Origin of the sequence: Flagellimonas lutimaris, assembly GCF_051494225.1 — a bacterium.
Taxonomy (GTDB): domain Bacteria; phylum Bacteroidota; class Bacteroidia; order Flavobacteriales; family Flavobacteriaceae; genus Flagellimonas; species Flagellimonas lutimaris_A.
In genome coordinates, this window is the sequence record NZ_JBNPYE010000001.1 from 435,259 (window position 1) to 460,171 (window position 24,913).

Here is a 24,913-nt window from a genome sequence, read left to right on the forward strand (position 1 = left end):
ATGAGCGTTGAATATTTGCCCATTGTCTTTTTTCTGATTGCACTTTTTTATAGCTCGGTCGGGTTTGGGGGAGGTTCCAGTTATTTGGCGATACTCAGTTTGTTTTTAACCGATTTTTACGAAATCCGTTCCACAGCACTCATTTTAAATATTTGCGTGGTGACCATTGGCACCATCGTTTTTATCAGGAACCGAGTTTTTGATATGAAGTTGTTTTGGCCTTTTTTAGTGATGAGCATTCCGTTTGCATACTTTGGCACGCAGGTGCGATTATCGCAAACGGTATTTTTTATGGTGTTGGGAGGAGCCTTGATTTTGGCAGGCGTTTTTATGTTGCTTCGGTTTGCCAAGAAAAAGCTGGATTCGAAGCAATTTTCCAATCCTAAAAAATTGTTACTGGGCGGAAGTATAGGTTTGCTTTCCGGTATTTCTGGAATAGGGGGAGGTATCTTTCTGTCACCGGTTTTGAATCTTTTAAAATGGACCAATCCAAGGACAATTGCTTCGTTGGCATCTGTATTTATTTTGGTCAATTCCATTTCTGGTTTAATTGGACTCAATGTGGCAGGAACTTTCAAACTAAACAGTGAGTTGATGTTGCAACTCGTAATTGCCGTGGTAATCGGCGGCGGTATCGGGTCTTATTTGTCCAACAAAAAATTCAATTTGAAGTTTTTAGGGGTGCTGACCAGTATTTTGGTACTCTACGTGGGATTGCGGTTGATTTTATTGCACGGTTTTGGAATAAAAATTTAAATCAGAGCCAACATTTCATCGGTATGTTGTTGAACGGTTGCCGTAATTTTATTGTTCATTTTCAGGAAAGTGGAGAGCACTTTCTTTCCAGTCTCCGTTAATTCGGCGCCCCCACCTTTGGTTCCTCCTTTGTGTAATTCCACATAAGGTTGCTGACCTCTTTGATTCATATCTTCGACCATGGACCAAGCTTTTCGATAAGACATGCCCATTTCCTTGGCAGCTTTGGACAACGAACCATTTTTGTCGATCATAGACAATAACTGAGCACGTCCGGGTCCAAAAAACTTTTTCCCATCAATATCTATCCAGCATCGTAGTTTCAATTCTTTGGCTGTGCCCATAGCGTCACTTTTATTTGCTTTTATCAAGATAATCAAAACTCTAATAATTACCGTCCATCAAATTAAAAAAAGAATGGATGACACCATCCAAGCATTAAACCTGTGTGATGTCATCCTTTTAATACTTGAGGGGTTACTCGATTAAATGGATATTTCCGCCCCCATTATCTTTAAAAACTCACGGATAAAAGCAGGGTGGGCCGGCCAAGCGGGAGAGGTTACTAAGTTCCCGTCCACATAGGCTCCATCCACTGGAATATTTTGAAATTCACCACCCGCTACTGTTACTTCTGGACCAACAGCGGGATAGGCAGTTAGTTTACGACCTTTGACCACTCCAGCTGCAGTAAGTATTTGAATACCATGACAAACGGCAGCTACGGGTTTGTTTTTATCAAAGAAATGCTTCGTGATGTCCAATACCTTCTGATTTAATCGGAGATATTCTGGAGCACGCCCACCCGCAATCACCAATCCTGCATAGTTTGATGGGTCCACGTCGGAAAAACTGTAATTAAGCGCAAAATTGTGCCCTGGTTTTTCGGTGTAGGTCTGGTCGCCTTCAAAATCGTGAATGGCCGTTTTAATGGTGTCGCCTTTTTTCTTGTCCGGGCACACGGCATGTACTTCATAGCCCACCATCAAAAGCATTTGAAATGGAACCATGGTTTCGTAATCTTCGGCGAAATCGCCCGTAAGGAAAAGAATCTTTTTCATATTTCAAGTGTTTTAAAATTTACATTTGTACTACCTTAAAATTACTGAGGGATATTCGAATAGCTGTAACTGTCTCTATTAAATTATCTTAAAACTTCGGGACATCTATAAATGCCTTTCAATTAATTAAAGTAGATCAAGTTAATTTACACTATAAAAAAGCCCCTGAACAGGGGCTTTTTTATTCGATATGTAGAAGAAGATGTTTCCTAGTACTTTCTAAAATTTAGGTAACCCAGATTACCAAATGAATGATTTGATTCGTAAAGTCAATCAATCCTTTTTCTTAGAATTCTCCCATTTTTCAACAATGGGTTCCAAAATATCATCTTCAACGCCCCAAACTTTGCCTTCTTTTGCCAAGGGCATAAATTCATCAATGTATTGTTGACTTAGTGCTTCGGAATCACCATATTGTTCACGTAATTCATTAAGCTTTTGGTGCAAGTCTTTTTGAATTTGTGCATAGGCAGGGTCATCGTAATAATTATGTTGTTCCAAAGGATCTTTCTTTCTGTCGATCAATTCCCAATAATCAAGATCAAAATAATAGTGTATCAATTTGTACTCTTTGGTTATAACGGCATAGTGTCTATTCACATTATGCTCCGATGGATGCTCGTAATAATGGTAATAAACAGCATCCCTGTCCCAATTATCCATGTCGCCAGTAAGCACTGGAACCAAACTTTTTCCTTGCATATCCTTGGGTTGGGGAGCCCCGGCCACATCCAGAAATGTCTGTGCAAAATCCAAGTTCTGCACCAATTCATCTGATACAACTCCGGACTTAATTCGGTTCGGCCATGAAACCAATAATGGCGTCTTTAAACTTTCGTCGTAAACAAATCTCTTATCGAACCAGCCATGTTCTCCTAAATAAAACCCTTGATCCGAAGTATAAACAATAATGGTATTGTCCATCATATCATTGGCTTCCAAATAATCCAAAACCCGGCCAACATTCTCGTCAACAGATTTTATTGTGCCCAGATAATCTTGCATATACCGTTGGTAACGCCATTTGGCAATATCTTCTTCCGTCATGGTAGGGTATTGCTTTATAAATTCCTCGGCTACTTTTTCATATGCGGCATCATAATTGGCTCTTTGAGTAGAATCCATTCTTCCTAGTGCTCCTTCAAACCTACGCTTGTCAAAACCAATTACTTCTTCCAAACCTAATTGATCCATAACTTCTGGATACAGTTTGCTATCGTTGGCCCAGCCCATATTGCCATCAATTTTCATTTGGGCAACTTTAGCTGCCGGCATCCCTTCATGGTCATCGAACAAAGTGGCCGGCTCTTTAAAGGTTTTATTGGTATACTCCTGCATATGTCTTTCAGCCATAAACCAAGAACGGTGAGGCGCTTTGTGTAAGTACATCAACATAAAAGGTTTATCAGCTTCTCGTTCATTATCGAGCCAATCGAGGGTCATATCCGTCACAATATCCGTAACATAGCCCTTAACAGTTATTTCTCCTTCATTTTTGGTGATAAAATCCGGGTTGTAATATGAGCCTTGTCCTGGTAAAATTTTAAACTGGTCAAACCCTTTTGGGTTGTTGCCAAAATGCAGCTTGCCAAACATGGCAGTTTGATACCCTGCCTTTTGCAAGAGCTGTGGAAAGGTAACATTGGTCGTATCGAAAGGAGATACGTTGTCCACCTTGCCATTGACATGGGAATGTTTTCCGGTTAGAATGGTAGCTCTGGATGGGGCACAAATGGAATTGGTGACTGTTGCGTTGGTGAACAACATGCCCATTTCGGCAATTCTATCGATATTGGGAGTTTCTATTAAACTGTTATCATATGCCGAAATGGCTTGATAGGCATGGTCATCCGACATTATAAAAACAATATTGGGTCTCGTAGGTTCTTCTTTTTTCACTTTTGTTTTACAGCCAATAAGTAAGGTTAGGCAAAAAGCAAGTTTTGTAAGTGTTAGAATTTTCTTTTGTGTGGTTTTTGGTTGGTTAATTTTAAATGGCATAATGGTTTGTTTAAGCAAGTAACTTATTTCGGATAAAAGATAGTCAATTCCATGGGTTTTATTGATGATGTTCCAAAATGAGTGTAGAGGGTTTAGTATGTATTTGTAAACGACGATTTAATCGTTTATTTGAACTTTAATCCTCCTTCTTTTTAGGTCCACCATTTTCAGCATCTTTGGAATTTAGGCCACTCATCTGTTCTTTGCTCACCACAAATAACAATATAATCAATCCCAAGAAAATTGGATTGATTCCAGAACCAGCAAATCCAATCCTATATGTAGTTACATAAAAGTCCAACAATCCCAATAACCCCAATGTTAATGTCAATGTGAAGAAAATGACATATAACTTTTTGTTTACAAAATAAAGGATTGTGGAAAGGGTCAGACAAGCTATTCCAATGTAATGTTTTGTATCGAAAATATACTGAGATGTCATTATGATTCCAATTGAAACAAGAACCAGTAAAATTGAAATGGCCAATGGTAAAATGTTGATTTCAATTTTCCTCAACTTCTTCATCATAGATTTAAAGTGCTATCGTTTAATTGAACTTTTAAAAGATAATCAATATTAGCCGAAGAATAATTTTGCGGTTTTCTTCCTGCCTAACCAAAAAAACTGATGGCATAGACCACCTTAATCAAAGTTTAGTCCACCCTATGCCATATCTTCGTTCATGCTCTTTGTCCCGTTTCTCTCAGGCCATTGGCTATGTTTTGAGATAATATCGCCTTCAGGGTTCAACCAAAGCATAGGACCATATTCTTTTTTTATTGACAAATGTGGGTAAAAATCATGTTTTTTTTTAATCCGCACCTTTATTTTTAACGATACGAACTAAAAAAACAAATAACAATCATGAAAGTTTACGATGACAAGCATATCAAAAATGTGGTATTTGTAGGTGCCCATGGAAGCGGTAAAACCACGCTCGCAGAAACAATGTTGTTCGAGGCGGGCCTGATCAAACGCCGCGGAACGGTAGAGAACAAGAATACCGTATCAGATCACCATGATATAGAACACGAACGCGGGACTTCGGTCCTTGCCACCCCATTGCATACCGAGTGGCGTAACTACAAGATCAACATTATCGACACCCCTGGACTTGACGATTTTATCGGAGAGATCCTTTCTTCCATTCGCGTGGCCGATTCTATCGTAACCGTCATCAATGCCCGGTATGGAGTGGAGATAGGCACAGAGATCATTTGGAACTATATAGCCCGCTACAACAAACCCACCATCTTTGTCATCAATCAGATCGATCATCCCAATGCGAATTTCGACGATAGTTTTAAAGGAATCCGTTCCCTTGTGGGATCCAATACCGTAAAAATTCAATATCCCTTGGTCATCGATGGGGCGCAGTGTATCGTCGACGTACTTAAAATGAAGCTTTACAAATTCGGTCCCGACGGTGGAAAACCCGAAAAATTGCCCATCCCCGATAACCAAAAAGAACTGGCAAACCAATTGCACAACGAATTAGTCGAAAAGGCCGCCGAAAACGACATGGACCTATTGGAACTCTTTGTGGAGAAGGGAACGTTGAGCGAAGAAGAATTGCGACAAGGCATTAAACTAGGCATGCTCAATCATGAACTTTTTCCCGTTTTCTGTGTTTCCGCTCTTCAGGATATGGGTAGCGGCCGACTTATGGGCTTTATCGATAATGTAGCCCCGGCTGCGGCCGATCTGAAACCGGAGCAGAGCGTAGAGGGTAAAGCCGTTAAGCCATTGCCTACGGAACCTACAGTGCTTTTCGTGTTTAAGACGGAATTTTTGCCAAATGTGGGCCAGATTACGTTTTTTAAAGTAAAATCCGGAGAACTTAAGGCAAACGACAAGTTGGTCAATGCACGAAACGGTGAAACGGAGACATTGAATCAATTGTTTATCATGGACGGCAAGGAGCGCCGGCCCGTTTTAAAATTGAACGCAGGTGATATCGGCGCCTCGCTCAAACTAAAACATACCGAAACCAACGATACGTTGCACACCGAGGGGCATCCGGTAACCATTAAGCCCATTCAATATCCCGAGGCCCGTATCCGGAGGGCGGTGGCCGCTGTTGAGAAGCATGATGAGGAAAAAATGATGGAGGCCCTTAAAAAAATACACAGCGAAGATCCCACGGCCGTCGTTTCTTATTCTCATGAATTAAAACAGCAGATCTTAGCCTGTCAAGGCGAGTTACAACTATCTGTTATCAAATGGTCCCTCGAAAACGAATATGGAGTCAAGGCAGATTTTTCACGGCCCCGTATTGCGTACCGTGAGACAATAACCCGACCTGTTACGGCTAGCTATCGCCACAAGAAACAATCAGGCGGGGCCGGTCAGTTTGCGCAGGTACATATGAAGATTGAACCCTGGCACCAGGATATTGCCGAGCCCGAGGGCTTTAATATACGGGGCAAAGAAGAGGTAGAACTGCCCTGGGGCGGTAAATTGGTCTTTTATAACTGTATCGTTGGAGGTGTTATCGATCTGCGGTTTTTGCCTTCGATAAAAAAGGGAATTTTGGAAGTGATGGAATCCGGTCCTTTGACCGAATCCTATATCCGTGACGTTCGTGTCATGGTCTACGATGGCAAGATGCACCCGGTCGATTCAAATGACATTGCTTTCAAGATTGCAGGAGCCCACGCTTTCAAGGCCGCCTTTTTGAATGCAAGGCCCAAACTTCTGGAACCCATCCGTAACCTTAACGTAAAAGTTCCGGAAGATGCTGTTGGGCAGGTCATGACCGATCTGCAATCGCGTCGGGCCGTTATTTTGGGAATTGAAAGTGCCGATCAGTATCAGATTCTCCGGTGTACCGTCCCTGAAGCGGAACTTTACGGTTATTCTACCGAGCTAAGGTCGCTTACCCAAGGCAAAGCTACATTCCATGCCACCTTTTCGGCATTTGAGCCCGTTCCAGGAAACATTCAGGAAAAAATCGTAAAAGAAAAAGATTAACCTGAGGATGCATGATTTGGATTTAGCCCCTAAATAGGGTGTCGGACGCTACGGTCGACCCTTTTCCGTCTGGAAGAAAACCAAAAGGCGGATGTCCTGTTTTTTTGCAACTTCTTGGTCTTTTGTACTGATGGGTTGGAGCTTTTTGACTATGCCATATATTGGCAAACATTAAAAGCAACCACTTGAAAAAAGTTTATGAATAAGTAAATTTTAATAGTACCATCTCTTTTGACCTTATCCTGGAGAACAAAAAAAAGAGTTTTACGACAAACAACAAGAGGACTCCAATAATTCTAGTTTTTTAATGGTCTTCATTTTCTATTTTCAGATTACCACCAACTTAATTTTGAACTTATCAGAATCGGAATAAGTCTATTCACTTTCCTTTTTATGCTTTGAAATATAACTATTGATATTCTCCAGATTATCGGCACGTATGCCTGGAATCTTACCTTTTACTATGTTTCCCTCAGCGTTCACCAATTGATGATGTGGAAAGCCTTTTACACCAAAGTATTTTTGAAAAAATGCTAATTGATCTTTGGACAATAAATGATGGACGCCTTTCAATTCATACTTTTCAATGGTTTTTTTCCATTCACTCTTATCCATATAAACTCCATAAAAAATAAACACTACTTCCTCCTCGTTATTAGATGAAATTAAATCATTGTAGTAAGGAAATTCAAACATACAAGGATAGCAAGTGGCAAACCAGAAATCGTGAAATATGACCTTATCTGATGTATTAGCGTATAAATCAAGTAATTCTTTTTTTTCTTTATCGGAAATGTCATAGTTCTTAAGCAGATTTCGAATGTTCAAGTTCTCATTATCCTCAGTCATTTCTACACGCTCCAGAATATCTGAGCCTACATACTTGTTTAAACTATCACGGTATTTTTCAGGAGTACCCCTGTCATTGTGATAATAGGCATAGGTCATTACGTATTCTCGGTCCTTAGTTTCTGGTAACCTTTTAATCATTTCAAAAGCAATTGGAAAATTTGCAGTCGGACCTTTAGGTAATTTTGAACGTTCTACCTTGTAGGTATTGGAAATGTTGCCAATAATAACGTAGGACATTGCTAAGTATTTTAAATAGTTCAAATAAGATAGATAAGCTATTTCACTGGTATGTTTATTTTGGAATTTTGAGATAAAATCGAAATATTCATTGTTATCATCAATTTCTTTGTTTGTAGGATTGTAAAAAGGATATAGAAGCAAATCTGTACCCGCACTATAATGTATTTTAGCTGTTCCCCAATCGATGAAAGTATTGTCAGTAATATTTTTATCCGAAATGAGCTTTTTGAAAAATTTCAATTGTTCCTCCATCTCTCCTAAACGTACACTCTTGTATTCAGGTTCGGAGTAAGTGCCATCCTTAGCTCCTGCTGTCGTTGCAGACTGAATCAGACTATCCATATAATGGGAGTGTGCCATCAATAAGGTATTTGTCTCACTATTAACACCATCCACTTCGAACTGTTTAAATCTTGACCAATCAAGTAATTCATTGATTTCAACGTTGATTACTATATTTTCATTCGGAGACACAATTAAATTGAAATTTCTACCATCGTAATTGAAATTGATTTCCTTTTTTGTAGTAGTTATAAAATTCACATTGACAGTACCACTATCGGAAACTTTTAGTTGTTGATTTATTGGTTGTGTCGCATTCTCTACTGTCAGATCTATGAAGCTCTTATGCTCCAATGGGTCAAAATTTTCTAATTTCAATTTTATTTGAACCAGGTTTTCATCACCTGATTTTTTTTGTTTTTCACCACAAGAAATAAGAAACAAAAGAAAAATTGAAAAAATAAATAATAGTGAGTATGTTCTTAGTTGTTTCATGTAGCATTTATTTAAACTTTGTTTCTGAATTCAATCGTTTATTTGAACTTTGCAAGCAGTTTTATTGGGTCCTGAATCTAGTTGGCATCCAACACCTCATATACATACTTGAAATTTCTGTTTTAGAATGAAATACTGTATAAAACGTTTGATCTCCATCAAAGCAATTTTCATCGCCATACTTCTTCGGATCATCATTCCAATTTTCATCAGCAATTAACTGACCATATATTTCTCGAATATCATCTAGAGAACCCCCATCAAAAATTAAATCATCCACCGTCATGTTTTTCGACTTTTCCATGTATTTCTTTTGGGAATCAGAAAATGTATATTCAATCAACATCCCATCTGTAAAGATGCTGACATATTCGGCAATGCAGCCAAGGCAGATATAAGAATAGCTCTCCCTTAGTATAATTGGTTGGCTAGGGTACATCGCCATCAATTCAGTTAATTTGCTTGTATACTGATCTCTAAATTCAAGTTGTCTTTTTAATTCCGTGCCCATTGACTTTGCCGAATCAAAAGGTGAGTTCTCCGCACTCAATACGTTCGCATCATTAATTTGCCTGTTTATGTCAGAAATATCAATAGACTTACACCCTGTTATAATTACCAGTAATAGGGTGAATGATATGGGAACTACTTGTCTCATTTATATTAATCTATAAGCCTTTATTTTCTACCAATCGTTTATTTGAACTTTGGTTTAATACAAGTATTTTATATTAGGTCTCTTCAATAATCTGTTCTAAATCTAGAATAATCTCTATCCGTTACATTGTCAGCATTTTCAGAATTCCAGAATTTGGGGTTTAATTCAAATTCCGAAGCAGGTAAAAAAACTGGTTCAAAATACCTGTCTTCCTTTATTTGACAATTGCATAATTTCCCTTTAATAGGCGTAGCTGAGATAGTGACCTTTTCGTTCAGTGGATGAGCCGGATGGTTGAGACCACCAAAAACGGAAAATGTGAGCCACCTAATTTTTGGATTTAGTGATTTTAAAATCAGGCTTTTGCGTTAGTCTTGAGGGTGCTCAATTTTATCCGGCTAAGGTGGTATACTATGTCCGCCGTTTCCAGTTTGAAGACGTACAATAGAAAAAGTATCTGTAGCACTAAAAATTATTGTTAATATATTCATCAATTTCGCTTTCAATATAGAAGTCTGTATAATTCTTAATATTCAATATTTCCGAAATGGCTTGTTTTTTATCTTTTGCTTTTTCGTAATATGATTTACAAATTAAGTACCCTGCCCAATACATACTGTTTCTTGGTCTTTTTGGCTCTTGTCCTTCTAGCCAGTCATTATAAATATCTTGATGCATTTCATTTTTAAAATCCTGCCAAATAGCTTTTTCACGCCCTATAAATGAATGATATTCTCCATCTGTTCGTCCAGTAATAATTTCAGCAATAAATTCTGCTGAACCTTCTATCAAGGCATACTTTAAAAGTGTCCTTTCTGATTTCATACCTTTTTGATTAAAGTGAATTATTTCATGGGTTGTAGTTATAGGAATTTGATTAAAGTCCATAGTCCACTTTAATAGTTTTTCGTTCCAGTTTTTAGAATTTTCAGGTGTCTTACTCATTACTTCTGCTCCAATCAATAAACCATTATCAGACACAGTTCCGTTAGATGTTCTTTTCCCAATGACAAAATAAATATCTGGAAATACAGAATTAGGATATAGAGATTTTAGCTTTACAAAATTATCTATGATTTCTTTTTTTAAATCTTTTATATTAACTAAAGTAGGTTGTATTGATTTATAAAATGATTTGTTTTTTAAGACATAATTACTAAATTCATTTACATCTTGAATTTTAGAAGCAAAAAAGTCTTGAAGACCATCACTACCATTTAAAAAATATTTTCTTTTAAATAGCCTAGTTGCATTAAGACTATCTTTTAAAGCGAGATCTAATGTTTTTAGGGCTTTTCGGAGGGTCAAATTTCCAGTGGCACCGAAAGGGGCTCTATTTTAACTAAACTTTAACAAAAGAACAGTTTCGAATCTTGTTTTATGCCAATTCGTCCTAAATTTTATTTCAGACTATAATTGGTGCCCGGCCCAGCTCCAAATTTCTCTATCAAATTTTTGTCAACCAAATCAGATAGTATCCTTTTTACCGTCGGATTCGGAATATCAAGTTTTTTTGCAATTTCCCCCGATTTGGTTCCGGGATGATCTGTTATGAAGACAAGAATAGATTTTTCTTTCGGTGATAGACTTGATTCAATACCTTCAACTGCCAATTTCTCCATCAGCTGTTTTTGTATGTTTAACAGGGCATCAAAGAAAAAGTAGATCCAAGAAGTAACTTCTTCGTTAGGCCTTTGCACTTGGCATTTTCTTAGTTCTTGATAATATTCAGCTTTCCTATGTTCTATTTCATGTTCAAAACTTACATACTGAATCCATTTGTAGCCATATTTCAATAGTAACAGAGTTGATAGTAGCCTACTCAATCTCCCATTACCATCTTGAAAAGGATGGATACTTACAAATTCATAGCAAAAAATGGCAGCTTTTACCAATACATGTGTTTCGGTATCATTGTGAAACCAATCTATTAATGCTCTCATAGCATCTTCGGTCTCTATACCGGGAGGTGTGGTTTCAAAAATGATTTGTTTGGAGCCATCAGGAAAGGTGGCCTCAACACTATTACTATGCTGTTTGTAGTCACCTTTATGCCACCTATCCTTTTCACTGTATTTTAGAAGTAGGTTATGGAGATTTTTCAGTGAATTTTCTGAGATTTCAATATCTTCATAAGATTCAGAGATTAAATCTAGGACTTCAAAATATCCCGCTACCTCTTGAGTATCTCGGTTTTCTATTTTTTCAATAGATAGGTTTTTCAAAAAAACATCAACTTCTGCATCACTCATTTTCGAGCCTTCAATCCTTGTTGATGCACCAACGCTTCTAACTGTTGCAATAGCTTTTAGCTGTTTTAGGCTTTGGCCTTCTTTTTTTTCAATAGAAGTCCATTCGGCATCGAATCTGTCTATTTTACTGATGACAGAGATAAGCTTCCAATCTAAAGAAATCTTAAGTGTATGTACATTGTTCATTTACGCAAAAGTAAGAAAATAAATGAATGTCGATACGATATGATACGATTTTATACGAAAATGATACGATAACTGAAACAGTGCAGAAGATACGTTATGATACGAAAATATACGAATTCAATACGATTACGATGATAAGAAAAGAATTTAAATACATTAGTACAAAGCGAGACAAACAAAGCGAGACAGAATACAGTTTATGTTCTGGGTGAAGGTTCGGATTTGTACAATATAGATGCTTTAATGGGTAGGGCAAAACGGAAAACCAGAACCCAAATAATGATGCTGAACCTCATCAAAATTACCGAAGAAAATGGGGAGCTTGAATTGGCAAAGGCTTATTGGAATACATATTACTGTCAGCAGCATCTCGTCTCAGTGGATGGACGTTTTTATGGTAAATATTGTAAAAACAGATTTTGCTCTTTGTGTTGCAGTATTCGTAAAGCTGAAATGATCAATAAGTACTATCCTGTATTGAAGCAGTGGGAAGAACCACATTTTTTAACCTTAACTGTCAAATCTTGTAATGCCCATAACCTGCCACGTTACATCCATAAATTCATTCAAGGTATTCAGCGAATTATTGCGAAACATAGAAAAAGGTATCAAAGGGGAAAAGGGTTTAAATTAATAGGTGTACGCTCTTTAGAGTGCAATTTCAACCCAAAAAAGAAAACTTATAATCCACATTTTCACATTATCACAAAAGATAAGAAAACTGCTGAGGTTTTATTAGATGAATGGCTGAAGTTATGGACTCCCAAATATGCTAAGAGAACAGCCCAAAACATTCAGCGAGTGAAAGATTTGGAAGGGCACCGAAAGGGGCACTTTTTAACATGATTTCAAATGGTATCATTTAAAACCATAAAAAATGAAAACCCTGTAAATCAATAATTTACAGGGTTTAATGTTTTGAGATGATATCTCACAGCGGAGGAAGAGGGATTACTTTCGGTTTTCCCTATAACCACATTTTGCAAATGCAACTTTGAATTCCTTTGGAATTCACATCTTAAAAAACAAAATCCCGTTCAAGTAAACTTGACGGGATTTATCTTTTCAAGCTGAACAAAGTTGCGCTTGATCGCGGAGGAAGAGGGTCTTCTTTAAATTTAAAAAACCACTGTTTTCAGGGGTTGTGAAAGGTAGGGAATTTGCACTGACACCGAAAGAGACACCACTTTAACTTAAATTTAACATTTTTGGCACTATACAAAACCAAATGGGTACAATGAGATTAAAAAGAAATTAAAGAGCCTAAAAAGCCAGAATTTTAAAATGAACTTCAAGTACCGAAATCGAAATTTTATGTAGGCCAGGTTTTTAACTATGATATGAATAGCTTTTCAATAGATTAATCCCTCGCTCATCTAAGAGAAGATACCGTTTCCTTCAAATTCACCTAACTTTCCTTGCGAATTATGGACTCAATATCAATATTGATCAATCCATGTCTAGATACCCAAATTTGATGTAGTCAAGCTTTGTAAATTTTCGTTAGCTAGTTTTCGATTGTTGATAACTCGAATCATTTCAATTTTACCAAAAATTCAATAAGTATCAATCGGTTCTATTTCGATACATATAAAATTTTACAAATTATATTTAATGTCGTTTAAGTTAAATTTATATATGTTATTGAAAACCAATATTTTGTGAATAACTAATATTAGTTTGCACCAATCATCGTCTTCTTTTGTTTCTACCTTTATTCCAAGAATTCTTCAAAGGAAAACAAAAGCGCTTTTGTTCATTTCAAATCTTTAAAAAGAAATAAAATGGACAATTATTTTATACTCGAACGGCTCGACCGTTTGGAAAGACTGTTGATGGCCAATAAAGAAGTGTTGACCTTCGATGAGACCTGTGACTACACCGGCATATCAAGAAGCTATCTGTATAAGCTTACCGCTGCGGGTCAGATTCCACATTCCAAACCCAATGGGAAGCTGATTTTCTTCGAAAGGGAAAAGATAGTTCGTTGGCTGCTCCAAAACCAACGAAAGCCATTACTGGAAAGCGAAACGCCAGGGAAACCGAATTCCTAGTCAGACCAGTTTATATATAGTTTATCGCTTCAACATGACTTCATAGTGAATCCATTATTTTGAAAATTCCAATATGAAAACAATACCATATATAAGGGTTGGCACTTCTTTCTATAAGATCGTAAAGTATCCTACCATTTCGGGACATTTCAACGATCAGCTGGTCCCTTGGAACGAGCATATCATCAAGCAGGACCATGGCAAGGACTTTCTGGGAAAGGTGCCCAAATATGATGGGTTCGCCTGTATTCCCTGTCATGTAGATTTCAAGAAGGAACACCATGGTTTCTACAATACCTATTCCCCTTTGACGCACGAACCGATAGAGGGAAGTATAATAAGGACACGGGACTTTTTGAAGCATATATTCGGAAACCAGCTGGAACTGGGACTGGACTATTTGAAGCTTCTTTACCAAAGACCCGTGCAGGTGCTCCCCATCCTTTGTCTGGTCTCCACCGAAAGGAACACTGGGAAAAGCACCTTTCTCAAATGGCTCAAGGAAATCTTCGGAAACAACCTGACATACCTGACCAATGACAGCTTTGCAAGCCAGTTCAATGCGGACTGGGCCAACAAGCTGCTGATATGCGTTGACGAGGTACTGTTCAACAAAGAGGAGCTTACCGAGCGCATCAAATATCTGAGTACCACCAACCGGAACAAACTGGAGGCCAAGGGAAAGGACAAACGGGAAGTGGAATTCTTTGGTAAATTTATTCTCTGCAGCAACAACGAGGACAATTTTATCAAGATCGATGCCCATGAGACCAGGTTCTGGGTACGGAAAATCCCATCCCTTAAAAAAGAGGACACCGATTTCTTGGATCAGTTGGCTCAGGAAGTGCCCGCTTTTTTGCATTTCCTTTCAAAAAGGGAGTACAGTTCAAAGCAAAGAACACGGATGTGGTTCACGGCTAAACAGGTTTACACCCCTGCACTGAAGAAGTTGGTGAACAACAACCGGAACCGGGTAGAGAAGGAGTTGGCCAGCCTACTGCTCAGCGCCATGGAAAAGTTCGAAATGGATTCCGTGGACCTTTGCCCCATCGACGCCCTGCACATGCTCAACCGCACACGGGTCAAGACCGACCTGACCCAACTGAGACGGTTGCTAAAAAAGGATTGGAAACTGGACAACCAGCCCAATTCCAACAAATACCAAAAGATCACCATCTGGAACAACGGTGAGATCAACACCGAGGACGCCAAGGGCAGGTACTTTACCATAAAAAAGAATTTTTTGGTCCAAAATTTTGATGATTTGATGACAGATTGATATAAGCCCAGTGTTTATAAGGGTTTAGGCTGTCATCACTTTGTCATCATTCTGTCATCAAAATAAAAAATGATGACAGGGACATTGAAGAAAAAAACAAAAGTGATGAAACGATGACAAAATGATGACGGGGAAGCCACCAGTATTTATAGGACCTTCCAGAGGTCTGTCATCAAATCATCAAAAATCGATTAAAAACAGAACCATGAAAGAAAAGAGATTGGACTGCGAAAAAGCCCGCAACATTGACATCGTTTCCACGCTGGCCAAGTCGGGGCACTTTCCAGTCCGGAAAACGGAAAAAGAAGCTTGGTTCCTGAGCCCGTTCCGGACCGAGACCCAAGCCTCTTTCAAAGTATCATTGAAGAAAAACTATTGGATAGACTTCGGGACCTTCCAGGGGGGCAGTACCATAGACCTGGTCATGAAAATGGAGAACTGTTCTGTAAAAGAGGCCTTGGAACGATTGTCAGGGAACATGGACCATTTTTCTTTTCATCGGCGGCCGATTCCAACCAAAACGGAACATAGGGCCAATCCGATTGAAATCATCGAGGAAAAGGAAATCGAACACTGGGCACTACAGACCTATCTGAGCTCCAGAAAGATTTCGACCAAGACAGCAAGAAAACTCTGCAAGGAGGTTCATTATAAAATAGGTGGTCGGACATACTTTGCCATTGGACTCCAGAACAGGTCGGGAGGCTGGGAACTGCGAAACAGATATTGGAAGGGGTCCTCCTCGCCAAAGGATGTTTCATTGATCAAGAACGATTCCAAAAATTTGGCCATTACCGAAGGCATGTTCGATATACTTACCCTAACGGAGCTGATCCCAGAAATCGGGGACGGCAATGACCTTTTGGTATTGAACACCACGGCCTTTGTAAAACGGATGATCACAGAAATAGGGGATTATAAAGAAGTAATGCTATTTCTTGACAGGGATGGCACAGGATTGGGGATGACGGAACTGTTATTGGAAAAGTGCCCGAACAGTAAGGATATGTCCTCTCTCTATGTGGGATTCAAGGACATGAACGAATGGATGGTAAAAAGCACGAAGGATGAAGTTCGGCAACGAATTCAAGATGTGTCATTGTCATGATAAATCTTGCTTTTGCTCCCGAAGGTCGCAAAAGATGATGTAAAAATGAAAAAAGAGTTCGTCCAGTTCCGGTGCTCGGTCTACGAGAAGAAACTGCTGAAGGTCAAGGCCAAAAAGAGCGGTCTTTCCATCAGTGAATACTGCCGCCGTGCGGCATTTGATGACCGGATCGTGGAGCGTATGACGAACGAACAGATAGAGGCCTATAAGCTATTGGTGAAATACCAACGTAACTTTAAGTTGATCACCAACATGTTCCGAAAGCGGAACCCCAGATTGGCAGAGGAAACTGCGCAACTGACCAAAGAGATACGACAACACCTTTTAAACTTCAAGAAATGATAGGCATGGGCAAATCCATATCGCACACTGCAGCCTCCATGAGCTATGGAATGAACGAGGAGAAAGAATCCGAGATCGTCCACAGCCAATTTCTGGCAGGGGAGACCCCAAGGGAGATCACCGAGGAGTTCCGTGTGATCCAAGAGCAGAACGAACTGTGTAAAAAGAATACACTCAGCTTTGTGCTAAGTCCCACGATAGAGGACGGTAGGAACCTAAAAGGGGAGCAGCTCAAGGAAATGACCGAAAGGTTCCTAAAGGAAATGAACCTCAAGCAGCACCAAGCCGTGGCATTTGTCCACAGGGACAAGGAACACGTACATGTCCACCTGTATGCAAACCGGATAAGCTTTGAGGGGAAGGCCTACAATGACAGTTTCATCGGGAAGCGTAGCCAACAGATGGCCGAGCGGGTGGCCAGACAGATGGACCTTACCACGGTAAGGGAGGCACTGCAGGAAAAACTGTACCGGATGCAAGAGATTAGATCTGAAATACAGCGGATCCATGAAAAGGTCATGGCTAGGGAACAACCCAGGGACTTTAATCAGTACATAAAGTCGATGGAACAGAACAATGTAAAGGTCATACCGAGCATCAACAGACAGAACCAATTACAGGGCTTCCGTTTTGAGTACAAGGGAACCAACCTCAAGGGAAGCGAGGTCCACCGTTCCATGTCCATGGGAAGGATAGCGGGCCAAATGAACTTTGAAAAGGAAAGGGCACAACAGATTGTCAAGGACAAAAGCATGGAACTTTTGGGTAGGACAGTGAATGTCCCAACAAGTTTTACCAAGACCATCATAAAGAAAACCATCAAGCTGGCCATAAAAGTGGTCAGGGACACTGGAATAGGAATCTAAACAAAACAGCATGGCAAAACTGGATGAAATAGCAGAACTGTTGACAGAGGAGATCAACGGCTTTGAGAAGAGCATCGGCCGATTGGAAAAGGTGCATGAAAATTTAAGGAACCTTCCGTTAAGGCCCGACACCACTGAGATTAATGTTCTTCTGAAAGAATACAGTAACAATCAAGAGAAGACCGTTGAGGAACAGCAAAAATTGATGCAAAGGATCCTTGGCAAGGTGGAGAAATCAATTCTGTTGCCCAGTTGGGCCATAAAACTGTCCTGGGGATTGTTGGTCTGTGTCGTATTGGTCCTTGGTTTTTCAATCTATCAGGTATCAAGAATATCAAAGAAAGAAGAGGCAGCATTTGGCAAAGGTCGGGACAGTGCCATGGGACATTTTCGGACATTCCTTGATGAGAGCCCACAGGCAAAGGAACTGTACCAAAAATGGAAGGAGGGAAATGGCAAAAAGTAGGACAGCGCCCTATCCTATTTTTGTTTTACGCTTTTCTTCCCGAACGCTATAAAAATAGGACAGGATCCATGCGCTGAAATTTGGGTAAGGATTTGGGACGCTTGTTATTCTACTTTAAAAAGATCAGCTTTGATTATACTTAAAACAAAGATGGTTACCATTGTCCGTCCCATTCACCAAGATTGAACATGTTCTTTTCGTAATGACTGGTCAAATGTGGTAAGTCTATTGTCGTCCATAATGGCCATCCAGACTTACGTAAGTTTATATCGAGAAATTCACAATTATGAATTCTGTTGTAAAACCAAAGATATCCAGATAATATGCGTAACTTCATAAGGAACCCTCCTGTCCGATTTTGATATCCACATTCCGTTTACGGAAGAGTATAATAAAGTGGTTTTCTGATTTTCGTCCAGTAAAAAATATAAAAGACCATGATGGTTTTCAGGCTATAATTGCTCCTTTTGATTTTAACATTCCATACCGTGATCGATACACAATTTTCAAAGATGATTTCCAACGACATAGCAGAAAAAATGACCTATGCCCCCAACGCTATATCCACAATCTCTGTGCTAAAGAAAAAAACAGGAGAGATCAAGGCAATGTCTTTTGATATGGGAATGGAACTGGAGGGTAAGGGGTCTAGAAAGTCTATATTTTTTGAAATCTTAGAAGGTAAGGCCAAAATAACCATGGACGACGAAACGACCCTCTTGAAATTGGGGGACACCGTTGTTATCCCAAGATTTACGGATTATTTGATTGTTGCAACAAATAAGTTCAAAATGATGTTCATAGACTTAAATTTAACCCTGAAATGTTTACGACTGAATAAAAAGTCCACTGTAAACAAACTGTATAAGGCAGGGCAAACGGTCTATTCCAGTAAGAACCCAAAAAAGGCTTTAATTGTCCGGGCATTTCTCAATAAAATATACTATTGCTATGTTAAGGATTCTCCGGACGATAAGGAAGAGGTGTATTTTGAAAGAGAATTGTCCCTTTAACTTTCTAGTACCATATTAGGGGTCATTACTGGGCACCGCAAATGAAAAATCCCTATTTCTAGGGATTCCACATATATAAATCAAATCAATAGAACTTATTCGATACTATCAAATTCGTCAACCATTAAGAAGTCTCTGTCCGCGTTATTCGCAAAATAGATTCCCTTGCCCATAATGTATTCCATTATTCTATTATCTACATTTATTGTAAAGCCTTTCTCATTGGACACCAGTTTAAAAGTGTCTGCCCCCTGCTTGTCATATTTTAAGGCTATAATTCTATTGTCCCGTGGATTGGAATTATTTGTGACGGTAATGAGTTTCGATACTTTGACAGGAGTGCTTATCCTGTCCTTATCAATTTTTCCGATATCCGCAATGTCAAATTTTGCATTATAATTTCGGCTCTCTTGTACCTTAACACAATACGGCATTTTAACTCCTTCTTTCATGTAGTTGAAGGTGCTTGTAGTGGTTGAGTTCAGCGTGCCCGTATGGTCATTTTGGGCCTGTACTTGTGTCATGGCAAGTAGGCATATCATACTAGCAATAAGTATTGAATTTTTCATGTTCTTGTTTTTAAGGATTTCTGTTTGATTTATGGACATATTTCCATAGTTATATGGATTTTTTTCCTTGAACTATACGTAATATAATCGCAATGATTGCAATGACCAGTAAAACGTGTATGATTCCTCCCGCATTATACCCTAGAAATCCAATGGCCCAAGCAATAATCAATATTACGGCAACTGTGTAAAGTAGATTTCCCATAATTTTAGTCTTAGTACAAATTAATTTGTGTTATTTTTAGTCAGGTCCTTTAATGCTTTTCCCAGGTTGTCCATATCTTGGTCAAACTCGAGCTTAAAAGATTCCCATTCATTATCGCCTTCTTCTTTGTAGTAGCTCATTTTTTCTTTCAGCGATTGGTTTTTTTGCTCCAATAGGGCAAGCTCTTTTTCAAAATCCTCTTTGGCAGCATTGCTTTCCATCTTGGCCTTTTTCTTTAACTCGGCAATGATCTTTTCGTTTTCTGCAATTTTCTTGTCCGATTCCAGTTTGAATGCTTCGTATCTAAGGACGTATTCTTTCTTGGCCTTGTCAAGAGTTTCTTTTGCATCAGCTAGATTTTCCTTGGCTTCAGCTGTTTTTGTTATAGCCTTGTTTTCGGTTGGCGATTTGCAGCCATTAAAAAAGAAAATGGCAGTGGCAAAAGATGCCAATCCAAAAATCAGGGTTGATGTTTTTGTTCTGTAGTTCATGATGAATATTTTATGTGAAACATTTCACGGGACAAAGGTGACTCGATAACCATCGATAAGCGTTACGTAGTAACTTATATTAGTTACATCATTCACACATTTGCATAGTAGCAGGCTCTGTATACCCCTCAATCATTTTAATGATGGAATGTCCTGGAGTGGATGGTACAAGAATATAGTTGTGGAATTCTTGACAATTTCAGCAGTTACCTTGGTGCTGGAATCCAAAAATCCAGTTGGAAAAACCCTAAGTTTTAGTGGTAAACAGTATATCTAAAAACGTATTTATTTTTTGGTCATTGATATGCATTATACAACGGATTCCAACGGCACTGGATTAATATATCAAAGTATCAAAACCATCGCTTTACATTTATAAAGAATATTAACATTAGGTCGAATGGAACAGTTTAATGACTACCTTTATGAGGATTCAATTTTATTGAAATCCTTTCTAAGTCAATACTTTATAGCTGAATCAAAAAAGAGGATGTAAGCGCCTATTCATCAATACTTCACAACTTTTTAGAAAACTTACATCAAAAACAGCATTTAGTCCTTTTTTGAACATTTTGGTTTTATTGTTGGGTGTCTTCCAGAAATGGGAGGAGAATTTTGATCACGAAAACAGTACTTATATAAGCATTGCTGAACAAAAATTGACAGTTTTAAACAAAAAGTAAAAAATGACAGATAAAAAAAACTTGGAATTTACTAGTTATGTTATCCATCGAGCATTCTCCAAAACTAAAGGCTCATGAGGGTTTCGGTAACACGCAAGCACGTAAAATTCCTGCCCGATGCCAGTAGGGTCGTGGCCCGCTCCTTTATGAACGGGGAACAGCGCACCATGGATTTGCTTTCCCTTATTTTCGGAATGAGTGAAAGTCAGGTGAAAGACTCCTTGGAGCAGACCCTCAGGGAATTTGCAAGCAGGCACCGTAACATTTCCAAGCTTTTCCATAAGCATTGTGATAGTGTCAGAAGCATCATTGAGCAAATGAATGTTGATTTTGATGGAATTTCCAATGAGCGAAAAATGCTTATCGGTTCCTATCTTACCATGGAATATTCCATAGAATCCGCGGCATTTTTCAATCCTTCCATTATCCAAGATTTTGACCAGTCTTATTTGGAGGAGGGTGAAATGCGAGTGATCCTTTCGTTTCGGGCAACAGGGGAAGGGCATATCTCTTCCATAGTTTTCAGAAGGGGAATAATCGATAAAAATAACGAGCTCCATTTAATGAGCGTCGGCAAGTCGATCGACATGGCGGAAATCTCCCATAAAAAGCTTTATGACAAAGGCCGATTTGTAAAAAAGATGCGGGAGATGCGCATCCCTTTAAAGTATTCAAAAAGTATTATGGAAGAACTGCCGGACAGATTCGAGTACTATGTTCTAAAAAACGCTGTAAAGAAAGTATTGTATGACCCGGCCATTAGTCTTGAAAAAAGGTTGGCGCTCGAAGAAATTACTTGGCTAGTGGATTCCTATTACGACATAGTCTTTGAGCATGATTCCGACTTGAGCGAACGCGTCATATTCCCAATTTCAGCATCGGAAAGCAGGGGAATCGAAGATGCCCGTTTTGTACGTTTTACCGAAAGTGATGGCAGCGTAAAGGTGTATGCCACCTATACCGCCTATAATGGCGATGCCATATTGCCCAAATTGCTGTCCACTGATGATTTCTATACGTTCAGGATCATGCCCTTGCATGGAAATGGTGCCATAGGCAAGAACCTGGCGCTTTTCCCTAAAAGAATTAAGGGTAAATATGCAATGCTTTCCCGAATCGATGGCGTGAACAATTATCTCATGTATTCGGATAGGCCCACGTTATGGAACAACCCCATACTTCTCCAGAAACCAAAGTTTCCTTGGGAGTTCACACAAATAGGAAATTGTGGCTCCCCCCTATGGACTGAAAACGGATGGCTTGTGATCACGCATGGGGTAGGGCCTATGAGAAGATACTGTATCTCAGCCTCCTTATTCGATTTGGATGACCCATCCAAGGAGATTGGCCGTTTGGAAGAACCTTTGTTAATGCCCTTGGAGGAAGAACGGGAAGGGTATGTGCCCAATGTGGTCTATTCCTGCGGGTCCATCATCCATAATGACAGTTTGATACTCCCCTATGCCGTATCGGATTATTCCGCTACCTATGCCGTGGTGGAAATGGAAGCGCTTTTTGAAGCTTTTAAAAACTAGTCATGGACAATCTTTCGGTATTTAATATCTTAATTTCCTCAGATTGAAAAGACTCCTCATAGGCCTGTAATACGGTTAAATGTGAAATAAGATAGGCCAATGAGCTTTCGGCCCCCTGATTTCTGTTTACTCCATAGTTTTCAAAACCATCGCAACATCCTTTGGTCTCAAAATCATAAAGGCTCATACGCATATCGTTTTCGCCCAAAAACCACATGAACGAGGTGAACAATTTTTTCAGAAAATCCCGATTACCCGTCAATACATAAGCTTGATGGTACATAAGCACCATGGCCTCGGCATCGATGGGCTGTTGCGCGAACATGGAACGTTCCTTGTCCTTTACATACCAAGCTGCATTTCCGATAATGGACAAATAGTCGTCTTTTAGTGTATGTTCAGTGAGAAAATCCATGGTGATAAAGGCAACCTTAGAAATCGTATCATCTTCAAGAACCTCGGCTGCGTGAAGCAGTGCCAAGGGGAGAATGCCATTATCATACGCCAGAAGCGATTCAAACCATTCCCAGTTTTCGGTTTGGGTCTGTTCATAATGGGAAACAAGTATATTGGCCAATTTGTGCAAGGTACCTTTCATGGCATCATCAGAGGTGTTGGTCCTGAGATAATGGCTGATCCCGATCATGGTGTTGGCAATTCCCCTGATGGATTTGATGTTCTCAAAGTTGGGAGCTGCATCAAAAAAGACCAGTTTGCCTGTTTGATAATAGGCATCGTTGGGAGCATTTCCCAAAAGATACCCCAGGGCCCAAATGGTTCGCCCAAAAGAATCTTCGGAACCTTTTTCATCCAAAAAATTTCGGTTGAAGCTCAGAAAATTCCGAAAAGTACCGTCCTTGTTCTGCATGTAATGGATATAGCTCAAATAAATGGGCATGAACTCCAGGGCCAGTGGATCTTTTTTCTGTTTGTAGGTCATACAGACCATTAAAAGCGCCCGGGCATTATCATCCAAACAATAGCCTTCCTTCAGGTTGGGAATCCCAAATTTTGCATGTTGGATAATACCGGTGTCATCGGTCAATCTTTTAATATGGGCCAACGAAAACGGGGGCAACAGCAAAGGGTCTATGTCGTTTTCTTTCTTCGGCGAGGGCTCCTTGGGTATCGATAGCACCTGTGTTATAAGTTCAGTATATTTTTTACCGATTTTGGGCCAGGTTATGTTTTGCCCGTATTCCTCAGCTTTATCTTGAATCTGGTTAAGGATTTCTGGGTGCTCCAACAATTCATTCAAAACCTGGGACAGGCCGTGGGAATCGTTAAAATCAAAAAGGCGTCCTTTGTCTTCGGCCAGCAATTCTGCGGCATGCCAATAGGGAGTGGAGACTACGGCGCAGCCCGCACCCATGGCGTAGGAAAGTGTGCCACTGGTAATCTGTGCCTCGCTGAGGTAAGGGGTAATATAAATATCGCAGGCGGAAAGATATTTAAAGAGTTCATTTTCGTCTATAAACTCATTGAGCAACAGCACATGTTCATTAAGTTTTAGCGTTTTTATTTGGACCTGGAGATAATTTCGATATTCTTCCCCTGAATGCCGCAACACATTGGGATGCGTTTTTCCCAGGACGATGTACAAAACTTCAGGGTGTTTTTCAATGATTTGCGGCAAGGCATTGATCACCGTTTCGATGCCTTTGTTTCTGCCGATGAAACCAAAGGTCAGGAGCAGCTTCTTTTCATTCAGTTTAAACTCCGTCCTCGACTCCTGTTTATCAAAATGAATGTCAGGGACACCGTGTTCTATTAGCACTATTTTTTCCTTGGGCACATCGTATATTTCCATCAGAAAGCGAATGGCCTTGTGGCTCATCACCACAATTTTATCGGACATTTTACAAATCTCCTTTAAAATGGCCTTTTCATTATAGGAAGGTGTTTCCAGAATGGTATGCAAGGTTGTGATCAACGGAATGTTCAGACGGTGGAGGAGGGGCAGGATATAAACGCCGCTCTGGCCACCAAATATGCCAAACTCATGCTCAAGGATACAGGCATCCGCCCCACTGAGATTGATATAGTTGACGGCTTCCAGATAATCGGTTTGCTGTTCTTGGTTGATGCTCAGTTTTACTTCAGGTGGGTAGAGATATTTCTGGTTATGGTCGTTCATGGCAAAAACCATAATTTCTTTCACTCCCTCGCCGTTTTCCAACATGGCATGGGCAAGGTTTTGGGTAAACGTCCCAATACCACATTCACGTGGTGGATAGGTGCCGATATAAGCTAGTTTCATCTTAGGGTGTAATACGTTAAAAATTGCAAGGAAACCATCTATAAGACACGCCCTTTATATTTTCTATTTTTGAAACTTTCCTTGGCTTCCTTATGCGCCTGTTTCTCCTTAATATTTTGGATAAGTTTCGGTTTATTGGACTTTGCAGGGGTCTTGTTTCCTTTTGACATGTTCTTTTGTTTTAATGAAATTGGTTCTTCCAAATTTTAGTTGGAAAACAACTATAAGATATTGTAAAACCAAAGAAGAAAGTTGAATAAAAAAGAAATAGAGTTACATAATTCA

At 39.4% G+C, this 24,913-nt stretch carries 23 protein-coding genes; 11 read left to right on the forward strand and 12 right to left on the reverse strand.

Going from position 1 to position 24,913, the window contains the following annotated elements:
• On the forward strand, window positions 1-756 hold the full coding sequence (locus ACQQ5U_RS01965) for a TSUP family transporter (RefSeq protein WP_437395262.1): 756 nt from the start codon (window positions 1-3) through the stop codon (window positions 754-756).
• Here the strand turns inward: ACQQ5U_RS01965 and ACQQ5U_RS01970 are convergent.
• The 4 genes from ACQQ5U_RS01970 to ACQQ5U_RS01985 form a co-directional block, all read right to left on the reverse strand.
• Window positions 753-1,100, reverse strand: coding sequence for a winged helix-turn-helix domain-containing protein (locus ACQQ5U_RS01970; RefSeq protein ID WP_437395263.1), 348 nt, complete (start codon window positions 1,098-1,100; stop codon window positions 753-755). The genes ACQQ5U_RS01965 and ACQQ5U_RS01970 overlap by 4 nt on opposite strands.
• Before the next feature lie 141 nt (window positions 1,101-1,241).
• The gene (locus ACQQ5U_RS01975) at window positions 1,242-1,817 is read right to left on the reverse strand and encodes a DJ-1/PfpI family protein (RefSeq protein WP_437395264.1); all 576 of its coding nucleotides are present in this window, start codon (window positions 1,815-1,817) and stop codon (window positions 1,242-1,244) included.
• 273 nt (window positions 1,818-2,090) lie between these two features.
• Entirely contained in the window at window positions 2,091-3,716 is a 1,626-nt protein-coding gene (locus ACQQ5U_RS01980) for a sulfatase family protein (RefSeq protein WP_437395265.1), read from the reverse strand.
• A gap of 238 nt (window positions 3,717-3,954) precedes the next feature.
• Window positions 3,955-4,347, reverse strand: a complete 393-nt coding sequence (locus tag ACQQ5U_RS01985; protein WP_437395266.1) for a hypothetical protein — start codon at window positions 4,345-4,347, stop codon at window positions 3,955-3,957.
• 336 nt (window positions 4,348-4,683) lie between these two features.
• On the opposite strand from ACQQ5U_RS01985, the gene ACQQ5U_RS01990 reads away from it, so the two are divergent.
• Window positions 4,684-6,792 (forward strand): elongation factor G, encoded by a 2,109-nt coding sequence (locus ACQQ5U_RS01990; RefSeq protein WP_437395267.1) that lies wholly within the window; start codon window positions 4,684-4,686, stop codon window positions 6,790-6,792.
• Window positions 6,793-7,167: 375 nt separating this feature from the next.
• Here ACQQ5U_RS01990 and ACQQ5U_RS01995 read toward each other — a convergent pair whose 3' ends face one another.
• The 4 genes from ACQQ5U_RS01995 to ACQQ5U_RS02010 form a co-directional block, all read right to left on the reverse strand.
• Window positions 7,168-8,661: a TlpA family protein disulfide reductase gene (locus tag ACQQ5U_RS01995; RefSeq protein WP_437395268.1), complete on the reverse strand. Its 1,494-nt coding sequence runs from the start codon at window positions 8,659-8,661 to the stop codon at window positions 7,168-7,170.
• Window positions 8,662-8,722: 61 nt separating this feature from the next.
• Complete coding sequence (locus ACQQ5U_RS02000) at window positions 8,723-9,319, reverse strand: hypothetical protein (protein WP_437395269.1); 597 nt, start codon at window positions 9,317-9,319, stop codon at window positions 8,723-8,725.
• 465 nt (window positions 9,320-9,784) lie between these two features.
• On the reverse strand, window positions 9,785-10,627 hold the full coding sequence (locus ACQQ5U_RS02005) for a DUF2268 domain-containing putative Zn-dependent protease (RefSeq protein ID WP_437395270.1): 843 nt from the start codon (window positions 10,625-10,627) through the stop codon (window positions 9,785-9,787).
• A 92-nt stretch (window positions 10,628-10,719) separates the two neighbouring features.
• The gene (locus ACQQ5U_RS02010) at window positions 10,720-11,757 is read right to left on the reverse strand and encodes a Fic family protein (RefSeq protein ID WP_437395271.1); all 1,038 of its coding nucleotides are present in this window, start codon (window positions 11,755-11,757) and stop codon (window positions 10,720-10,722) included.
• A gap of 279 nt (window positions 11,758-12,036) precedes the next feature.
• Between ACQQ5U_RS02010 and ACQQ5U_RS02015 the strand changes: the two genes are divergently transcribed.
• From ACQQ5U_RS02015 to ACQQ5U_RS02050, 8 genes are all read left to right on the forward strand, one after another.
• Window positions 12,037-12,603, forward strand: coding sequence for a protein rep (locus ACQQ5U_RS02015; protein ID WP_437395272.1), 567 nt, complete (start codon window positions 12,037-12,039; stop codon window positions 12,601-12,603).
• Between the two features lie 938 nt (window positions 12,604-13,541).
• Window positions 13,542-13,811 carry a helix-turn-helix transcriptional regulator gene (locus ACQQ5U_RS02020; RefSeq protein ID WP_437395273.1) on the forward strand — a complete coding sequence of 90 codons (270 nt, stop codon included), beginning with the start codon at window positions 13,542-13,544 and terminating at the stop codon, window positions 13,809-13,811.
• A 73-nt stretch (window positions 13,812-13,884) separates the two neighbouring features.
• Window positions 13,885-15,090: a primase-helicase family protein gene (locus ACQQ5U_RS02025; RefSeq protein WP_437395274.1), complete on the forward strand. Its 1,206-nt coding sequence runs from the start codon at window positions 13,885-13,887 to the stop codon at window positions 15,088-15,090.
• A gap of 205 nt (window positions 15,091-15,295) precedes the next feature.
• Complete coding sequence (locus tag ACQQ5U_RS02030; protein ID WP_437395275.1) at window positions 15,296-16,198, forward strand: CHC2 zinc finger domain-containing protein; 903 nt, start codon at window positions 15,296-15,298, stop codon at window positions 16,196-16,198.
• Window positions 16,199-16,243: 45 nt separating this feature from the next.
• The gene (gene mbpA / locus ACQQ5U_RS02035) at window positions 16,244-16,540 is read left to right on the forward strand and encodes a mobilization protein MbpA (RefSeq protein ID WP_437395276.1); all 297 of its coding nucleotides are present in this window, start codon (window positions 16,244-16,246) and stop codon (window positions 16,538-16,540) included.
• 5 nt (window positions 16,541-16,545) lie between these two features.
• Window positions 16,546-17,406 (forward strand): relaxase/mobilization nuclease domain-containing protein, encoded by an 861-nt coding sequence (locus ACQQ5U_RS02040; protein WP_437395277.1) that lies wholly within the window; start codon window positions 16,546-16,548, stop codon window positions 17,404-17,406.
• Window positions 17,407-17,416: 10 nt separating this feature from the next.
• Window positions 17,417-17,872 carry a DUF6730 family protein gene (locus ACQQ5U_RS02045; protein WP_437395278.1) on the forward strand — a complete coding sequence of 152 codons (456 nt, stop codon included), beginning with the start codon at window positions 17,417-17,419 and terminating at the stop codon, window positions 17,870-17,872.
• Window positions 17,873-18,384: 512 nt separating this feature from the next.
• Window positions 18,385-18,885, forward strand: coding sequence for a hypothetical protein (locus ACQQ5U_RS02050; RefSeq protein ID WP_437395279.1), 501 nt, complete (start codon window positions 18,385-18,387; stop codon window positions 18,883-18,885).
• 95 nt (window positions 18,886-18,980) lie between these two features.
• Here ACQQ5U_RS02050 and ACQQ5U_RS02055 read toward each other — a convergent pair whose 3' ends face one another.
• The 3 genes from ACQQ5U_RS02055 to ACQQ5U_RS02065 are packed head-to-tail and all read right to left on the reverse strand — an operon-like array spanning window position 18,981 to window position 20,150.
• Window positions 18,981-19,454: a hypothetical protein gene (locus ACQQ5U_RS02055; protein WP_437395280.1), complete on the reverse strand. Its 474-nt coding sequence runs from the start codon at window positions 19,452-19,454 to the stop codon at window positions 18,981-18,983.
• A gap of 49 nt (window positions 19,455-19,503) precedes the next feature.
• Window positions 19,504-19,659 carry a lmo0937 family membrane protein gene (locus ACQQ5U_RS02060; protein WP_437395281.1) on the reverse strand — a complete coding sequence of 52 codons (156 nt, stop codon included), beginning with the start codon at window positions 19,657-19,659 and terminating at the stop codon, window positions 19,504-19,506.
• Between the two features lie 20 nt (window positions 19,660-19,679).
• Window positions 19,680-20,150, reverse strand: coding sequence for a hypothetical protein (locus ACQQ5U_RS02065; RefSeq protein WP_437395282.1), 471 nt, complete (start codon window positions 20,148-20,150; stop codon window positions 19,680-19,682).
• A 757-nt stretch (window positions 20,151-20,907) separates the two neighbouring features.
• Here ACQQ5U_RS02065 and ACQQ5U_RS02070 point away from each other — a divergent pair.
• Window positions 20,908-22,368, forward strand: a complete 1,461-nt coding sequence (locus tag ACQQ5U_RS02070) for a glycoside hydrolase family 130 protein (protein WP_437395283.1) — start codon at window positions 20,908-20,910, stop codon at window positions 22,366-22,368.
• On the opposite strand, the gene ACQQ5U_RS02075 is transcribed toward ACQQ5U_RS02070, so the two are convergent.
• Entirely contained in the window at window positions 22,358-24,628 is a 2,271-nt protein-coding gene (locus ACQQ5U_RS02075) for a glycosyltransferase family 4 protein (RefSeq protein ID WP_437395284.1), read from the reverse strand. The genes ACQQ5U_RS02070 and ACQQ5U_RS02075 overlap by 11 nt on opposite strands.
• Window positions 24,629-24,913: the final 285 nt, after the last annotated feature.

Bases quoted from the DNA above. Each gene is read 5' to 3' on its own strand.
- ACQQ5U_RS02055 (WP_437395280.1), bottom strand. From the start codon at position 19,454: ATGAAAAATTCAATACTTATTGCTAGTATGATATGCCTACTTGCCATG.
- ACQQ5U_RS02075 (WP_437395284.1), bottom strand. From the start codon at position 24,628: ATGAAACTAGCTTATATCGGCACCTATCCACCACGTGAATGTGGTATT.
- ACQQ5U_RS02010 (WP_437395271.1), bottom strand. From the start codon at position 11,757: ATGAACAATGTACATACACTTAAGATTTCTTTAGATTGGAAGCTTATC.
- ACQQ5U_RS01995 (WP_437395268.1), bottom strand. From the start codon at position 8,661: ATGAAACAACTAAGAACATACTCACTATTATTTATTTTTTCAATTTTT.
- ACQQ5U_RS01970 (WP_437395263.1), bottom strand. From the start codon at position 1,100: ATGGGCACAGCCAAAGAATTGAAACTACGATGCTGGATAGATATTGAT.
- ACQQ5U_RS01990 (WP_437395267.1), top strand. From the start codon at position 4,684: ATGAAAGTTTACGATGACAAGCATATCAAAAATGTGGTATTTGTAGGT.
- mbpA (WP_437395276.1), top strand. From the start codon at position 16,244: ATGAAAAAAGAGTTCGTCCAGTTCCGGTGCTCGGTCTACGAGAAGAAA.
- ACQQ5U_RS02050 (WP_437395279.1), top strand. From the start codon at position 18,385: ATGATTTCCAACGACATAGCAGAAAAAATGACCTATGCCCCCAACGCT.
- ACQQ5U_RS02070 (WP_437395283.1), top strand. From the start codon at position 20,908: ATGAGGGTTTCGGTAACACGCAAGCACGTAAAATTCCTGCCCGATGCC.
- ACQQ5U_RS02015 (WP_437395272.1), top strand. From the start codon at position 12,037: ATGATGCTGAACCTCATCAAAATTACCGAAGAAAATGGGGAGCTTGAA.
- ACQQ5U_RS02025 (WP_437395274.1), top strand. From the start codon at position 13,885: ATGAAAACAATACCATATATAAGGGTTGGCACTTCTTTCTATAAGATC.
- ACQQ5U_RS02000 (WP_437395269.1), bottom strand. From the start codon at position 9,319: ATGAGACAAGTAGTTCCCATATCATTCACCCTATTACTGGTAATTATA.
- ACQQ5U_RS01965 (WP_437395262.1), top strand. From the start codon at position 1: ATGAGCGTTGAATATTTGCCCATTGTCTTTTTTCTGATTGCACTTTTT.
- ACQQ5U_RS02045 (WP_437395278.1), top strand. From the start codon at position 17,417: ATGGCAAAACTGGATGAAATAGCAGAACTGTTGACAGAGGAGATCAAC.
- ACQQ5U_RS02030 (WP_437395275.1), top strand. From the start codon at position 15,296: ATGAAAGAAAAGAGATTGGACTGCGAAAAAGCCCGCAACATTGACATC.
- ACQQ5U_RS01975 (WP_437395264.1), bottom strand. From the start codon at position 1,817: ATGAAAAAGATTCTTTTCCTTACGGGCGATTTCGCCGAAGATTACGAA.
- ACQQ5U_RS02020 (WP_437395273.1), top strand. From the start codon at position 13,542: ATGGACAATTATTTTATACTCGAACGGCTCGACCGTTTGGAAAGACTG.
- ACQQ5U_RS02040 (WP_437395277.1), top strand. From the start codon at position 16,546: ATGGGCAAATCCATATCGCACACTGCAGCCTCCATGAGCTATGGAATG.
- ACQQ5U_RS01985 (WP_437395266.1), bottom strand. From the start codon at position 4,347: ATGATGAAGAAGTTGAGGAAAATTGAAATCAACATTTTACCATTGGCC.
- ACQQ5U_RS02065 (WP_437395282.1), bottom strand. From the start codon at position 20,150: ATGAACTACAGAACAAAAACATCAACCCTGATTTTTGGATTGGCATCT.
- ACQQ5U_RS02060 (WP_437395281.1), bottom strand. From the start codon at position 19,659: ATGGGAAATCTACTTTACACAGTTGCCGTAATATTGATTATTGCTTGG.